The sequence below is a fragment of the Streptomyces sp. NPDC102402 genome (assembly GCF_044765765.1).
In the GTDB taxonomy this organism is placed as follows: Bacteria; Actinomycetota; Actinomycetes; order Streptomycetales; family Streptomycetaceae; genus Streptomyces.
This window is the reverse complement of sequence record NZ_JBIWKR010000003.1, coordinates 812,151-826,733: the sequence shown is the minus strand read 5'-3', so window position 1 is coordinate 826,733 and position 14,583 is coordinate 812,151. Positions and strand designations below refer to the sequence as shown.

Sequence of the window (14,583 nt, the reverse complement as noted above, 5' to 3'; positions counted from 1 at the left end):
GGATAGGCTGTTCGGCATGACGACCGGGGTGCGGCGCAGGATGGGCGTCGACGAGCGCAGGGCCCAGTTGATCGGTGTCGCGCTGGAGTTGTTCAGCCACCGCTCGCCGGACGAGGTGTCGATCGACGAGATCGCGACGGCGGCCGGTATCTCGCGCCCGCTCGTCTATCACTACTTCCCGGGGAAGCGGAGCCTTTACGAGGCGGCGCTGAAGCGGGCCGCCGACGACCTGTCCGCCCGCTTCCTGGAGGCGCACGAAGGCCCTCTGGGTGCCCGGCTGATCCGGGTGATGCACCGGTTCTTCGACTTCGTCGAGGAGCACGGTCCGGGCTTCGCCGCACTGGTACGAGGTGGCCCGGTGGGCGGTTCGTCCACGGCCAACGCCCTGGTCGACGGGGTGCGGAGGACCGCGTACGACCAGATCGTCGCGCATCTCGGCGTCCCGTCCCCGCCCGCCCGGCTGGAGCTCGTCGTGCGGTCCTGGGTGTCGCTGGCTGAGTCGACGGCCCTGCTCTGGCTGGACGGGAAGCGCATCCCGCGCGCCGAGCTGGAGTTGCAGCTGGTGCACGACTTCGCGGCGCTCGCGTCGGTGAGCGCCGCGTACGACCAGGAGATGGCGGGCATCATGCTGCGCGTCTTCGCGCAGGAGCCGGCGGACGGCCCGTTCGGCGACCTGCTCGCCAGGCTCTCCGTCCTGGCACCCGCCGCACCGGCCGTCCCGCCTCAGCGCCTGCCTCAGTTCTTGCGGTAGGACGCGTCCAGGTCCCGGACCTCGGCCGACACATGGACGGCGAGGCCGTCGACGGGCTTCAGGTGCCCGGCCAGCAGCTCCAGCACGGCTTCCGTGAGCTGCGCCTTGATCTCGGGTGTACGGCCGGGCAGCATCGCGATCGAGACGTTCACGATGGAGTCGCCGGTCGCGGCGTCACCGACGACGGAGTCCTCGGCCCGCTGGAAGCGGGTCTTGCAGGCGGGGACCTTGGTGGACACCGTCTCGGCGACGAGCGGGTGCAGGGCCAGCGCGAAGCCGCGGCGGTCGAAGCTGTCGTCGAGCTCGGCGGAGTAGTCGACGGTGATCTGCGGCATCAAACGCTCCTGGTTGCGGGTCGGTGCTGTACGCATACGTGTACGGCGTGCATGGACGTGTACGCCTTCAGCTTCCCGCGATCGCACCGCCCGCACAAGGGAGTCACCCGGGAAAGGGAGCGGCCGGCCCCCCGCTCCGGCCCCGGAGGGGCACGGAGCCGGAGGCCGGCCGCGGAGGGACAGGGGGCGTCAGCGCTGGGAGAACACGGCGACCGTGCGTCCCGGCACGGTGAAGGTGCCCGACTTCCCTTCGTACGCGGACTTCTTGACCGCGGCGTCCGCGCCCGCGGACTGGACGGGGTGCAGGGCGTACGCCTTCCCGGCCAGCGCGGGGATGACCTGGCTCCGCGTGTCCGGGGTGGCGTTCATGACGACGACCAGGCCGCCCAGGCGCATCGTGATCACCCCCGGGGTCTCCTCCTTGCCGGAGAGCGGGAAGGACAGGGTGTCCTGGACCTGCCCCGTGGTCTTCAGTCCGAAGTCCTTCTCACTCGTGCGGATGGCCAGCAGGTCCTGGTACGCGGCGGACGCGCCCGTGATCTCCGCGCACCCGGGGGTGAGCCCGGCGGAGGCCAGCAGCGGCTTCCCGTAGGACCACTTGGCCTCGTTGTCGGTGGCGGGCGGCAGCCCCCGGCCGAAGCCGTTGCCCTTGCGGCAGTCCCAGTGCAGGGCGTTGAACCAGTCGCCGCTGTCGTAGGAGTTGCGGTCCAGCGACTTGGAGCGCAGCAGGTCGGTTCCGGCCTGGGAGAGCGCCGGCCCCTGCGAGAGCACGGCGGTCGCCATCGCCACGACCTGCATGCGGGCCCGCTCGGCGGCCGTGGTGTCCGCGGGGAGCTTGAACGCGAGGGCGTCGTAGAGGGTCTCGTTGTCGTGGGCGTCGGCGTAGGCGAGCGCGTCACCGGGCGCCGCCGCGTATCCGGCGGGGGCTCCGTTGTAGTCGACGGCCGAGCCCTTGACCGTGCGGCCCTGGGTGTCGGTGAAGGTGTAGTCGGCGAGGTTGCCGGTGAGACCGACCTTGATCAGGTCCTGGTAGTGGAGCAGCCGGGCCTTCTGCTCGGCCTCGGTGCCGTTGGCGGGCGAGGTGTTGGGGTCGGTGTAGAGACCGGAGGCGAAGCCCTGGACGCCGGGGTCCTCGTCGAAGGGGCCGCCGCCGCGCACGGCGTCGCGGGCCCGGTCGGAGAAGGTCGCGATGCCGGTGCCGGCCATGTTCTTCTGGGTGGCCTGCACGAACCGGGCGTCGTCGGCGATCTCGCCGAAGTTCCAGCCCTCGCCGTACAGGATGATCTTCTTGCCGTCGACACCGTCCCGGGCGACGGTCAGCTCGTCGAGCGCCTTGCGGACGGCCAGGATGTTCGCCTTGGGGTGGTGCCCCATGAGGTCGAAGCGGAAGCCGTCGACCTTGTACTCCTTGGCCCAGGTGACGACCGAGTCCACGACGAGCTTGCCCATCATGGTGTTCTCGGGCGCGGTGTTGGCGCAGCAGGTCGAGGTGGCGACGGTGCCGTCCTCCAGGAGCCGCTGGTAGTAGCCGGGCACGATCCTGTCGAGGACGGACTTGTCGTCCTGCCCGGAGGCGACGGTGTGGTTGTAGACGACGTCCATGACGGTCCGCAGGCCGGCGCCGTTGAGGCCCTGGACCATCTTCCGGAACTCGGCGGTGCGCTTCGTGCCGTCGGGGTCGGAGGCGTAGGAGCCCTCGGGGACCGTGTAGTGGAGCGGGTCGTAGCCCCAGTTGAAGGCGTCCTTCGCGGCGGCCTTCGTGACGCAGGCCTGCTGCTCCTCGGAGTCGGGGGCGTAGACGGACAGGTCGCAGGCGGGCTTCTGCTGGTCCTTCTTCTTCTCGGGGATCGTCCCGATGTCGAAGGCGGGCAGCAGGTGCACGTAGCCGGTGCCGGAGTCCGCGAGCTGCTTGAGGTGTTTCATCCCGTCGGAGCGGGTGTCGGTGAAGGCGAGGTACTCACCGGGGTGCTTCGAGGTCGGGTCCGTGACCGAGAAGTCGCGGATGTGCAGTTCCTGGATCTGCGCGTCCCGCAGCGGGACCGCCGCGGGCTTCTTCAGCGAGGACCAGCCGCGCGGGGCGAGCTCCGGGGCGTCGAGGTCGACGACGAGACTGCGGGCGGAGTCGGCGGTCAGGGCGGTGGAGTAGGGGTCGGTGACCTTGTTGGTGACCATCTTCCGGACGGTGGGCGCCCAGACGTTCACGGCGTACCGGTAGGGCTTGCCGTTCCAGGTCTTCTTCCCGGTCACGGACCAGACGCCGGTGCGGTCGTCGCGCCTCATCGGGACGGTCCTCCCGTCGAGTTCGAGCGCGACGGTCCGGGCGGTGGGTGCCCAGACGGAGAGCGTGGGGCGGCCCTCGCGGAAGACCGGGCCGAGGGAGGCGCCGCTCGCGGCCTTCCCGTACAGGCTGTCCAGGACACCCGCGGTCTGCACCCCGGTGGCGGCGAGCAGGGCGCCGTTGGCGGCGCGCTGGGTGGCGATCAGCTGGCCGCGCAGGGACTCACGGACGCGGTCCCGGTCCCGGGTGTCGACGGTGAACGCCGGATAGTCCTTGAGGTGCGGGTATTTCGCCTTCTGTGCGTCGGTGAGCTCCGTCGCGCCGAGCCGCAGCCACTGCCCCTCGTCGGAGAGCGCGCCGTCGACGACGGAGATCCCGCCGTCCTTCGCGTACACGAGCTGCTGGCTGGTCGCGTCGGTGGCCTTCACCTTCCAGACGACGGTGCCGGCGTCGATCCACTGGGCCTCGGCCTTGCCGAGGTCGGGCGTGGGCACCCCGCCGGCCTGCGGCAGCAGGTAGCCGGACTTCCCGCCGAGCATCCAGACCTCGTGCCCGTACGAGGCGATGTCCAGGGACTGGTCACTGGGGAGGTCCTTCTCGTCGCCCCTGTGGAGGATGTAACTGAGCGAGGTGGCGCCGTCGGTCAGCGGCACCTCGAAGGTCACGCCGTAGGCATCGGTCCTCACGGGCTCCAGCGGCTTGGCCCAGTCCGTGGGCGAGGCCGCCCCGGTCCAGGTGTGCAGGCCCCAGCCGTCGTAGTCGCCGTCGGCGCGGTGGTAGTGCAAGACGGCCTTGGTGGTGTCCCCGGGCGGGGTCTCGGGAGCCTCGGTGGCCTGGCCTTCCTTGCCCTGCTCGACCCAGACCTGGCCGGTCCTCGCGAGGTCGACGGTGCGCTCGGGGCCGTCGGCGGTGCCGGACTTCTCGACGGTGTACGGGACGGAGGAGGCGCCCTCGTCGAGGTCGATCCAGGCGAAGGCTCCGTAGGCGTCCCGGCCGATGAAGTCGGCCGTCTTCTCCCCGGACTTGAGCTGCCAGCCCTCGTAGTCGCCGTCCGCGCGCCTGTAGTGGACGATCGCCTGGTCCCGGTCCACCGCGACCGGCCTGGGCTTCGGCGGGGCCTGGCCCGCGGTCGTCGAGGCGGTGGCACCGGCGGTGCGCCCGGCCCGGTCGACGACGACGGCCTTGTAGCGCAGCGCGGTCCCGGCCTTCACCGAACCGTCCAGGTGCTGGGTGACCTTGTACGGCGCGTGGTCGGCGGAGCCGAGTGTGGTCCACTTCCCGTTGCCGGTCTGCGCGGCGAACACGACGCGGTTCAGGTCGCCGCCGTCCACGTCGGCGCTGATCTCGACGGTGCCGGTGGCTCCGGCGGCCGGGGCCTTCAGGGTGAGGGAGGGCTTGGCGGCGGGGCTGCCGAGCGGCTTGTCGGCGCGGAGCACGACGCTGGAGAGCGCGGGCACCGTCACCTTGACGGCCTTGTCCGCACCACTGCGGACGGTGCCGGAACCTCCGTACAGCGTACGGAAGTTCATTCCGGCCGATGCCGTGGGCAGCTCGACGGTCCTCGCCTCGGCGGAGTTGTTCGAGGCGACGACGTACTCGTACGGGCGCTTCACGTCGGTGCGCGAGAAGGCGTGGACCGAGTCCTTCGCGTAGCGCTCGGTCTGCGTGCCGTCGCGCAGGGCCGGGTGCTCCCGGGTGAGCTTCGACAGGGCCGCTATGAACCGGTAGAGCGGGTGGGCCGCGTCGTACGCGTCGGAGGCGTGCGTGCGGTCGGTGCCGATCTGGTCGTCGTCGAGGTAGTCCGCGGTCTTCGAGGCGAAGAGCGTCTGGCGGGCGTCCTTGTCGCCGCCCGCCCCGGTGTAGCCCTGCTCGTCGCCGTAGTAGACCACCGGGTTGCCGCGGCCGAGGAACATCAGCTCGTTGGCGAGGCGGGCCCGGTCCAGGAGCTCGGCGTCGGAGGCCTTCGGGTTGTCCTGCTTCAGGAAGGTGCCGATCCGGCCCATGTCGTGGTTGCCGAGGAAGGTCACCTGCTCGTAGGCGTTGGCCTTGTCGGTGGTGTAGCGGTAGTCGTCACCGTAGACCGCGGCGAGCTTCGAGGCCGGGGCTCCCTGGGAGGCGTACTGCCGGGCGGCCTCCTGGAAGGGGAAGTCGAGGGTGGCGTCGAGCCTGCCCCGGGTGACGTAGGGCGAGGTGATCGCGGTGTCGGCGGAGTAGACCTCGCCGAACATGAAGAAGTCGTCGCGGCCGCGCTTCGCCGCGTATCCGTCGAGCGCGGTCGCCCACCGGGTCCAGAAGTCGAGGTCGACGTGTTTGACGGTGTCGATGCGGAAGCCGTCGATGTCGAAGTCGCGGACCCACTTCTCGTAGATCTTCTCCATGCCGGAGACGACCTCGGGGCGCTCGGTCCACAGGTCGTCGAGACCGGAGAAGTCGCCGTACTCGGTGGACTCACCGGCATAGGTCGAGTCGCCCCGGTTGTGGTACATCGTGGTGTCGTTGAGCCAGGCGGGGACCTTCTTCCCGGTGTTCCGGGGGGTGTAGGGGAAGGAGTCCTCGTCCACCTCCCCGACGCCCTGGGTGTCGTCGAAGGGACGGCCGTCCTCGTCGAGGTAGGGGAAGGCGCCCTTGGGCTTGTAGCCGTACTTCTTCTCGGCGTAGTCGACGGTGTCGGCCGTGTGGTTGGTGATGACGTCGAAGAAGACCTTCATGCCCTTGCCGTGGGCCTTGTCGATCAGCTTCGTGAGGTCCGCGTTGGTCCCGAAGTGCGGGTCGACCTGGGTGAAGTCGGTGATCCAGTAGCCGTGGTATCCGGCCGAGGCGTTGTCGCCGGTGCCCTGCACGGGGCGGTTCTTGAAGATCGGGGCGAGCCAGATCGCGGTGGTGCCGAGGCCCTTGATGTAGTCGAGCCGCTGGGTGAGGCCCTTGAGGTCGCCGCCCTGGTAGAACCCCTTGTCCGTGGGGTCGTAGCCGGTCTCCAGCCGGGAGCCGGTCAGACCGCCCCGGTTGTTGGAGGTGTCGCCGTCGGCGAAGCGGTCGGGCAGCACGAAGTAGAACTGCTCGCGGGTCAGGTCGTGCCTGGCCGGCTCCTTGGCGAGGGACGCGTCCGAGGGCGGCGCGGGGGGTCTGGGCGCGGCGGACGCGGTGGCCGCCGGTACGACGGGCAGCAGCGCCGCGCACAGTGCGGCGACAGCCCCCCGCCGGAGGGTGGTTCGGGACACGGGCGGGTACTCCTCGGCTTTCGGGGATCGGGCGGGGTGGAGCGGTGCGGGCCGGGGACGCTCACCCTCGCGTCCCCGGCCCGCAGGGTGTGTGATCAGCTGCGCCAGGCGTCGGCGGTCAGCGTGACCTTGCCGGAGGCCGGCACGGTGGCGGTGCGGTTGGCACCGCTCTCCCAGGTGACGTTGCCGCTCGCGTCCTTGCGGAGGTACTTGTACTCGAACGAGGTGCCTGCGGGCAGGTCGACGTCGAGCTTCCACACGGGGTACGCCGCCGGGTCGAGCTTGAGGGCGCTCCCGGGGGCCCAGCTGCCGAGGGCCGACTGGTTGCCGGTGACGTAGATGTTCTGGCCGAGCTGGGTGGTGGCGTTGACGCCGAAGGAGGCGCCGGACCGGCCGGTGCCGGGGTCCGGGTCCGGGGTCGTGCCGCCGCCGGTGCAGGTGCGGGCGCCGACGTGCAGGGCGAGGGCGGTGTTCGCGCCGAGGGTGGCGGTGAACTGCCCTGAGCCGTTGACGGTGACGCCCTTGCCGGACTGGACGTCGCAGTAGTCACCGGCGGGCAGCGACGTCTGGAAGGTCCGGCTCAGCGAGGAGCCTTCGTGGTTGATGGCGACGTACGCCTTGGAGCCCCGGCCGAAGGCGATCTGGTCGCCGCCGTTGTCCCACCAGTTCGAGACGGCCTGGCCGCGGGCGGCGTTGCGGAAGCCGACCATGGAGGAGATCTCCCGCCAGGCGTGCTGGCACTTCCATCCGTCGCTGTAGCAGGCGTTCACCTGGCCGCCGTTGGGCGGGCCGGCGTCCTTGTCGGACCACTCGTAGCCGGAGTGGACGTCCGGGGAGCCGTAGGGGTAGGCCAGCATGAAGACGCTCGCGAGGGTGTACTTCGCGCCGTCCTTGTAGTTCAGGGTGTCGCCGCCGCGCTCGGTGTCGTGGTTGTCGACGAAGACCGCGGACTTCCCGGACTCCATGAAGCCCCAGCCCTCGCCGAAGTTCTTCAGGTTGGCGAGGTTCTCGTTGTTGAAGACCTGCTTGAGGCTGCGGCCGTAGCGGAACTCCTGGACGTCACCGCTGCCGAGGTACTCGGAGGGCGAGACGGCCTCGCCGCCCCCGTGGATCGCCTCGTGCTTCCAGTACACACCGGTGTTGCTCAGCCGGGACTTGATGTTCGCGAGGTCGGCGGCCGGCATGTGCTTGGCCGCGTCGATCCGGAAGCCGTCGACGCCGAGGGAGAGCAGGTCGTCGAGGTAGCCGGCGATCTTGCCGCGTACGTAGTCCTCACCGGTGTCGAGGTCGGCGAGGCCCACCAGTTCGCAGTTCTGGACGTTGGCCCGGTCGCCGTAGTTGCTGATCTGCGCCTGGCAGTCGTTCATGTCGCTGACCGAGTAGAGGCCCGGGTAGTCGTACTTGCTGTAGGCGGAGCCGCCCGTGCCGGTGCCGGACCCGGCCGACATGTGGTTGATGACCGAGTCGGCGACGACCTTGACGCCGGCCGTGTGACAGGTGCTGACCATGTTCGCGAAGGCCGTACGGTCACCGAGACGACCGGCGATCCTGTAGCTCACGGGCTGGTACGAGGTCCACCACTGGGCACCCTGGATGTGCTCCTGGGGCGGCGAGACCTGGACGAAGCCGTAACCGGCGGGGCCGAGGCTGTCCGTACAGGCCTTGGCCACGGACGCGAACTTCCACTCGAACATCACGGCGGTGACGTCCTTCTCGCCGGGTGGTGCGGCCTGGGCGGTCCCGGCGGCGCCGAGTCCTGCGGGGACGGCGAGGACAGCGGCGCCCAGGGAGAGGGCGAGCGCGCCGGACAAGGGTCTGCGTGCCATGACGTTCCTCCTGCGGTGGGGGAAGTGCGGGGACGGCGGAGCAGCCTCACCTGGCAACGCGCCGTGCCGTCAAGGCTCCTGAAGGTTCTTGCAGCAAGAATGCAAAAGCTGGGGTGCAGCAGACCGTACGAGCCTGACCTGCCCCGGTCAACCCCCTGGACACGTCACGATTACGCCCCGCTCACATCGACGAAATCTCGGAGATTTCTTCCTGCAAGGACTTACGCAAAATATTGCGGGCCTGTTAAGTTCATCCCGACTCCGGTCCGGCCGGCCGGGGGTCCGGTGCGCCGGACCCCACGCGCCCGGCCGGCCGGGCCGGTCACGCCAAGGAGAGGCCCCGACGTCGCTTCCCCGCCGGCCCAATCCCGGGCCGACCTCGGGGCCTCTTCTGCGCGTTGTGCCCGCTGGAATCACCGTCCCATGAGCACCGGACGGCCACTGCGCACCCGCGAGCGGGTGCTCGTCGGCCTGGGCGTCGCCTTCACCCTGCTCATCACCCTCGGCGGCGGACTGGGCCTGGCGGCGGAGGGATTCGAGGGCCGCACCGCACTGCGGGAGGGCCCCGTGGGAGCGCCGGCCCCGCCGATGGCAGTGCGGCAAGGAGTCCTGCGGCTGGATCGGCACCTTCAGCAGCACGGACGGCACAGTCATCGCGCGGGACGTCGAGCTGCGGGACGACGTCGAGGTCAGCCGCGACGAACCCCATGCCGGGTGCGATCGACGGCGTACGGCTCGCGCAGGACGCCGGAACCGCCTGCACCGCCGACTACGGCCGGCGCGCACCGGTCGCGAAGGGCGCGGCCCTCGGCGTCATGGGCCTGGCGGTCGCGGCCGGGCTGGTTCTGATGCCGGCGCGCCTCCGGGGCGCCGGGGTGTCGCCCCGGAGAACCGGACAGCCGCTCTCACAGCGTGGAAGGCCGTCAGGTCACCGGCCTGCGGGAGTGTCCGGCCTCTGAGCGTGGTCGTGTCGGTGAATCGTCGGCCCGACGTTGTGCTGGGCACGGATCCCAAGGGGGACCGGACCGAGTGGCGTGCGCCGCGCGAAGACCGTCATACGGGGACGCGCGGGTGGTTCTGGTCCCGCCAGGCACGGGGCGAGATGCCGTAGGCGTGTTTGAACACCTTGCTGAAGTGGGTCGCGTTCACGAAGCCCCAGCTACGTCCCGTGGCCGCGATCGTCCGAAGTCTCCCTCTCGGGCCGGCCAGCTCGCGCTTGCACGCGGCGAGGCGGAGTGCGCGGATCCAGTCGCCGAGGCTGATCCCCGACTCGGCCAGGACCACGTAGAGATGACGTACGGAGATGCCGTGCGCGAAGGCGATCTGCGCCGCCGAAAGGCCGGGATCGGCCAGGTGTTCCCGGATGTAGTGGGTGATGCGCAGGCTGAGCGTCGCCTCCAGCGGCGCCCTGGCCAGGCCGGAGTCGCCGTGCTGGGCGACCAGGACGGCGCGGAGCAGCTCCACGCCGGGTGCCACGACACCGCCGGCGTGCGCGCTCCGGTGCAGGTCCTTGCTGACCGCCAGCTGGGAGAAGTAGCTGTAGGCGAGAGGCGCGAGAGGATTGCCGGATCCCAGGGTGACTGTGGTGGTATCCCGTAGCAGCTGTTCAGGCAGTGCGAGTGCCCCGAGAGGCAGACGCAAGAAGTGGTGGTCGACCCCCTCGTCGAAGAGGAGCGTGTACGGGGCGTTCGACCGGAAGGCGGCGAACTCACCAGGCCGCAGAACGCATTCCCGGCCGCTCTGCGTCCCCATGCTGGTACCCGTCACCTGCAGGCTGAGGAAGAGAGAAGGCTCCTCGTCCTTCCTGACCAGCTGTTCCGTCCTCCGAAGGGTGGCCGCGGTCGCACGCGCCGAACTGATCCTGAGAGGACCGACGGTGCTGACCTCCATCTGGGCGGAGATCTCCGAGGCCGGCGGGCGGTGGTCGATGTCGACGACGACAATGGAATTCCAGACCGCGTGCCGGATCACCTCCTCCCGGTCCTTCGGCGGTACGAGCGCGGTGTCCAGAGCCGGACTCATGAGGCGTTCCTCGGTCCGGACCGGTCATGCGGATGGCTCGACGCCACCTCGGCTCGTTGTCCCACAGGCCCCCCCTAGGCACAGACGTCCCACCATTCGGCGGCGTCAGTCTGGGGGACGCCCACCCACGACGCAACCCCCTGAACTAGCGCTTGGAAGCGCGACGTTGAGGTCAGACAGAGCTTCTCGGTGGCGGTGCGCAACTGACAAGGATTCCTGCACGAACGACAAAGTTCCACGCTCACGATCACCCTAGATTCCCTCAACGAGGCCGCCACCGGCTTCGACCGCACAGGCGTGATCGACGACTTGCCGTCGGCGATCCGGCGCCTTCACACCGCACCGGGTCGCCGCCCGATGCGGGTTGGACGGGCCGGCGCAGCACAAGGCAAGCGTGGCGTCCCGGAACCCAACCTCTGCAGAAACGGAAGCTCAATGTCGCTGAAGACCAGACTCACCGCAACGCTGTTCGCCATGGGCGTCGCCGCTGCCGTGCTCCCCATGACCGCCACCCCGGCCCAGGCCGTCAGCAAGCACGGCTGTAGCTACCCGCACGTCTGTCTCTACCAGGGCTCCTACACCTCGGGCACCATCTGGGGCCGGTACAAGGACGCGGGCACCCAGTCCATGCCGGTTGCCTACCGCAACGTCACGGATGCCGTGGTCAACACGCGTAACGACGACTCCGTCTGGCTGATCGACTCGGGAGCGAACCCGGACCGGTACATCTGCATCCCGCGGAACACCTCCGTGAACCTGGGGAACTACGCCCACCCCAACGGTGGTACCTGGGCGAACGACGTCGATGTCATCAAGATCTGGCCGGCCTCCGACAACGGTCTGTGCAGTGGCACCACTCAGGTGCGGCAGGGGATTGTGTAAGGCGGTGCGGCGCGCTCCCCGGAGCTCTGACAGCAAGCCTGACGGCCGACGCCTCTGAGCTCGGCGGCGCGGGTGACTCGTGCTTCCGGAAGTCCCGGAGCGGCGAAGCGCCCGCGCCGCCGGCCCACCCTCGCCAGTCGCTGCGTCGGCTGCCGCCCGGCGCGCGAGGGTCGTCGATGAGGGCGGCGATGACCGCTCAACCGACAGCGGTCTCGTCGTCGTAGCCTTCGTCGAAGATCTCGTCGGCGGCGGCTACGGTCGCCGCGCGCACCAGCCACTGCAGGAGCACATCCGGGTCACCGCAGGTGATGATCCTCTCGCGGGTGGTGGGGGTGACCTCGATTCCACGTGCGGCGAGGACGATCAGGATGTTCTCGGCGCGGCCTTGGGTCCGACCCTCGGCGCGGCCTTGGGCGCGGCCTTGGGCGCGGCCCTCGGCGCGGCCTTGCTCCCGGATCTCCTCCGACAGGGGCGAGACGTAGAAGGAGAGATCGGCCACCGGGTTCCTCCTGGTTGTGCGGGTAACGCGAATGCCAGGGTGCACGCGCATCGGGACACGTGACCGACGGACGTCTCCTCAGTCGAAGATCTCGTCGGAGGCAGTGACGGACGCTGCGCGGATCAGCCACCGTAGGAGCACTTCCGGATCACCGCAGGCGGTGACCTTCTCGCGGGTGTCCTGGGTGATATCGATACCGCGCGCGCCCAGGACCACCAGGACGGCCTCGGCGTGCCCCCGTGCACGCCCCTCGTCCCGGATCTCTTCGGAGAGCGGCGAGGTGTAGAAGGAGAGATCCACGGCCACCAGGTTCCTCCACTGTTGGGCGGCTGGGCGATTGCCCAGGCCTTGTGCGATGAGCTCGACGAGGGGTTCGGCAAGTGCTTCCGGCGTCTCGCGCAGTGCGAGTGACATCGTCTTCAGTATCGCATCGACGTCCGGATTGTCAGCGTGTGTGATCGCCGCGAGCGTGGCGAGCGCGAGGTCCTTCCGGGCCTCGGCCACGTTCGTGATGACGGGCACGTTGTGGGGTCCTGCCACGAGGGGGCGGGCGGTCACCGCCGGCCACCGGGGCAGGCCGATGGTGATGGGCCGGGCGGCCCATGCGGCGGTCGCGTGGTCCTGGCAGATCACGAGGAGCAGGACGGGGAGCCGGTACTTGTTGTTGAGATACGTGACGTAGTAAGGCCAACTCGCCGTCTTGCCGGGGTCCTTCTTCCCCTGGGCCTCGACGATGAGGAGGAAGGGCCCGTCGTGCTGCGTCTCGATGCGCAGCAGGGTGTCGACGCGCCGTTCGAGCGGTTCGGTCTCGGTGAGATCGACGGTCACCGACTCCGCGGACGCGAGGGGCGGCAGGTCGATCCCGAGGACCTCGGAGAGCCTGAAGAAGAGGTCCGGGTGTTCCTGGAAGATGCGGTGCATCGCTTCGTGCGGTGCGCTGACCATGGGTTTCCGTTCGGGATCAGGCGGCTGTGGGCAGGTCGGTGCGGCAGTCGCCGCAGTGGCCGGGGTGGCGCGAGCGGAAGGCCCGGTCGCAGCGGTCGCAGTTCTGGAGCGGGATGACGATCACGCGCGGGCGAGTGGCCTCCAGCTCGCGCATGCCGGGCAGCGGGGGCGGCAGGAGCGTGGTGATCCGGTGCCGCAGGAGCTTGGCGGGGTGTCTCAGCGGTACGGGCAGGTCAGCGGTGAGAGCGTGTCGGAGGGCGTCCGGATGCGTATCGCGTTCGAGCCAGGCAGCGACGCCGGGCGTGAGGGTGCTGATGTCCGCCTTGGACAGACTGAGTTGGGGTGTGTGGCGGCGCAGGTCGGCGAGGATCGCGGCGGCGGCGCGCTGGAGCTCGGGGGTGAGCGCCTGAGGTTGCGGCAAAGGCGCAGGTGGTGCCGTACGGGCCGTGGGCGCCGGTACGAGGACTGCGGCGGGCTGCGGTGCGGGCACGGGCGTCGGTTGCGGAGGTGGCGGCGGCGGCGCGCAGTCCCGTGACGGAGGCGGCGGTACGGGCGATGGGGGCCTGGCCGTGGCGCGCGCGGGCCGAGGCGGCGGTGGCGTGGCAGTGGCGGCGTCCGCGCCCGGCTGGTTGCACGAGACCGTGCGTGTCACGATGCGCCCGTCGGCGAGGCGCATGCGACTGCGGTGCAGATAGCCCACCGCCTCCAGCTCCCGCAGGGCGGCGGCGATACGGGTCTCGCTCTCCGGGAAGCGTTCGGCGAGGCGTTTGATGCCGACCTTCGCTCCGGCCGGCAGCGACTGGATGTGCACGGCCAGGCCGACCGCGACGAGGGACAGGCCCCGGTGCTGGGCGAGGTGGTTGCCGATGACGGTGAAGCCTGCGGTGTGCCGGACGTTGTGGTGGATCACGCCGGATACAGCCGCCTGGGCGCACGGAGGCGCGGTAATCTGCTGGGTACCCATCGGGAAGGTCCTTGCTTCCTCGGTGGTCAGGCCCTCGATCGGGATTCCAGTCCCGTCGGGGGCCGTCGCATGTCTGCGGTGGTCGGGGCGAGCATATGCCCGACAACGCCTGCCAAATCCAGCTGAGTTGTCATTTGTCACCCGCGCGAGTGACGGAGCGTGCATGGGGGCGGGTTGGGTGGGGAAGGGTCATTTCCCTGGTTCTTTAAAGGCTTTCAGACGTCGCGGGGCACCGCGTCACGGCCCACCGGGTCGCGGGTGCCCGCGACCCGGTCGCGGTGGTCACGGGGCAAGATCGAGTTCGGCCCAGACCGTCTTGCGCGGGACCGGCCCGACATCGACACCCCAGCGGTCCGCGAACGCCCCGACGACCAGCAGGCCGCGCCCCGATTCCGCGTCACCGGCGGGCGGATCGACGGCCCCGGGCACGGGAGGCAGTCGTTCGCCCCGGGTATCCGTCACCTCGATCCGGAGGACCGCGTCACGGAGGACTGCGAGGCGCAGCCGGAAGTCCCGGCCCGGCACGCGACCGTGCAGGACGGCGTTCGCGGCCAGCTCGGCCACGATGTGCCCGGCCGGCCCCGTGGGCAGCCCCCAGTCCCCCAGGTGCGCGGCGGTGAGCAGGCGGGCGAGCCTGGCTCCACGGCGGGTGGACGAGAGCAGCACGGTGAACTGCCGGGTCAGAACGGAATGTTCGGTTCGGGTGATTTCTTGGGTCACGTCACTCAGCGTGGCCTTTTTTGCTTACCGTGAGGAGTGGCAGACCGGTTACGTACGGTGATTGTCCGGTCCTTGTCCAGTGCTGTCCCGGCTGTCCGGGGTGCCCCGGCGGGGACGACTGAGGTTGGTGCAGGAACGGCAGA

At 70.0% G+C, this 14,583-nt stretch carries 10 protein-coding genes; 2 read left to right on the top strand and 8 right to left on the bottom strand.

The window, feature by feature from the left end; genetic code table 11:
• The first annotated feature begins 16 nt into the window (after window positions 1–16).
• Complete coding sequence (locus ACIRJR_RS13255; protein WP_403778393.1) at window positions 17–751, top strand: TetR/AcrR family transcriptional regulator; 735 nt, start codon at window positions 17–19, stop codon at window positions 749–751.
• Here the strand turns inward: ACIRJR_RS13255 and ACIRJR_RS13250 are convergent.
• The 4 genes from ACIRJR_RS13250 to ACIRJR_RS13235 form a co-directional block, all read right to left on the bottom strand.
• Window positions 736–1,086: a 5-carboxymethyl-2-hydroxymuconate Delta-isomerase gene (locus ACIRJR_RS13250; RefSeq protein WP_403778390.1), complete on the bottom strand. Its 351-nt coding sequence runs from the start codon at window positions 1,084–1,086 to the stop codon at window positions 736–738. The two genes, ACIRJR_RS13255 and ACIRJR_RS13250, sit on opposite strands and share 16 nt — an antisense overlap.
• A gap of 189 nt (window positions 1,087–1,275) precedes the next feature.
• A complete protein-coding gene (pulA, locus tag ACIRJR_RS13245) occupies window positions 1,276–6,582 on the bottom strand; it encodes a pullulanase-type alpha-1,6-glucosidase (RefSeq protein ID WP_403778387.1) in 5,307 nt (1,768 codons plus the stop codon).
• 95 nt (window positions 6,583–6,677) lie between these two features.
• The gene (locus ACIRJR_RS13240) at window positions 6,678–8,408 is read right to left on the bottom strand and encodes a carbohydrate-binding module family 20 domain-containing protein (RefSeq protein WP_403778384.1); all 1,731 of its coding nucleotides are present in this window, start codon (window positions 8,406–8,408) and stop codon (window positions 6,678–6,680) included.
• Between the two features lie 1,053 nt (window positions 8,409–9,461).
• A complete protein-coding gene (locus tag ACIRJR_RS13235) occupies window positions 9,462–10,430 on the bottom strand; it encodes a helix-turn-helix domain-containing protein (protein WP_403778381.1) in 969 nt (322 codons plus the stop codon).
• 435 nt (window positions 10,431–10,865) lie between these two features.
• Between ACIRJR_RS13235 and ACIRJR_RS13230 the strand changes: the two genes are divergently transcribed.
• Window positions 10,866–11,312, top strand: coding sequence for a hypothetical protein (locus tag ACIRJR_RS13230; protein ID WP_403778378.1), 447 nt, complete (start codon window positions 10,866–10,868; stop codon window positions 11,310–11,312).
• A gap of 196 nt (window positions 11,313–11,508) precedes the next feature.
• On the opposite strand, the gene ACIRJR_RS13225 is transcribed toward ACIRJR_RS13230, so the two are convergent.
• The 4 genes from ACIRJR_RS13225 to ACIRJR_RS13210 all read right to left on the bottom strand — a co-directional run bounded on the left by ACIRJR_RS13225 (window position 11,509) and on the right by ACIRJR_RS13210 (window position 14,440).
• Entirely contained in the window at window positions 11,509–11,811 is a 303-nt protein-coding gene (locus tag ACIRJR_RS13225) for a hypothetical protein (protein ID WP_403778376.1), read from the bottom strand.
• Window positions 11,812–11,889: 78 nt separating this feature from the next.
• Window positions 11,890–12,756 carry a hypothetical protein gene (locus tag ACIRJR_RS13220; RefSeq protein ID WP_403778373.1) on the bottom strand — a complete coding sequence of 289 codons (867 nt, stop codon included), beginning with the start codon at window positions 12,754–12,756 and terminating at the stop codon, window positions 11,890–11,892.
• Window positions 12,757–12,772: 16 nt separating this feature from the next.
• Window positions 12,773–13,720, bottom strand: coding sequence for a helix-turn-helix domain-containing protein (locus tag ACIRJR_RS13215; protein WP_403778370.1), 948 nt, complete (start codon window positions 13,718–13,720; stop codon window positions 12,773–12,775).
• Between the two features lie 282 nt (window positions 13,721–14,002).
• Window positions 14,003–14,440, bottom strand: coding sequence for an ATP-binding protein (locus ACIRJR_RS13210; protein WP_403778368.1), 438 nt, complete (start codon window positions 14,438–14,440; stop codon window positions 14,003–14,005).
• Window positions 14,441–14,583 lie beyond the last annotated feature (143 nt).

Excerpts from the sequence above, each read along its gene's own strand:
- ACIRJR_RS13235 (WP_403778381.1), bottom strand. The coding sequence starts at position 10,430 with ATGAGTCCGGCTCTGGACACCGCGCTCGTACCGCCGAAGGACCGGGAG.
- ACIRJR_RS13230 (WP_403778378.1), top strand. The coding sequence starts at position 10,866 with ATGTCGCTGAAGACCAGACTCACCGCAACGCTGTTCGCCATGGGCGTC.
- ACIRJR_RS13240 (WP_403778384.1), bottom strand. The coding sequence starts at position 8,408 with ATGGCACGCAGACCCTTGTCCGGCGCGCTCGCCCTCTCCCTGGGCGCC.
- ACIRJR_RS13250 (WP_403778390.1), bottom strand. The coding sequence starts at position 1,086 with ATGCCGCAGATCACCGTCGACTACTCCGCCGAGCTCGACGACAGCTTC.
- ACIRJR_RS13215 (WP_403778370.1), bottom strand. The coding sequence starts at position 13,720 with ATGGGTACCCAGCAGATTACCGCGCCTCCGTGCGCCCAGGCGGCTGTA.
- ACIRJR_RS13220 (WP_403778373.1), bottom strand. The coding sequence starts at position 12,756 with ATGGTCAGCGCACCGCACGAAGCGATGCACCGCATCTTCCAGGAACAC.
- ACIRJR_RS13255 (WP_403778393.1), top strand. The coding sequence starts at position 17 with ATGACGACCGGGGTGCGGCGCAGGATGGGCGTCGACGAGCGCAGGGCC.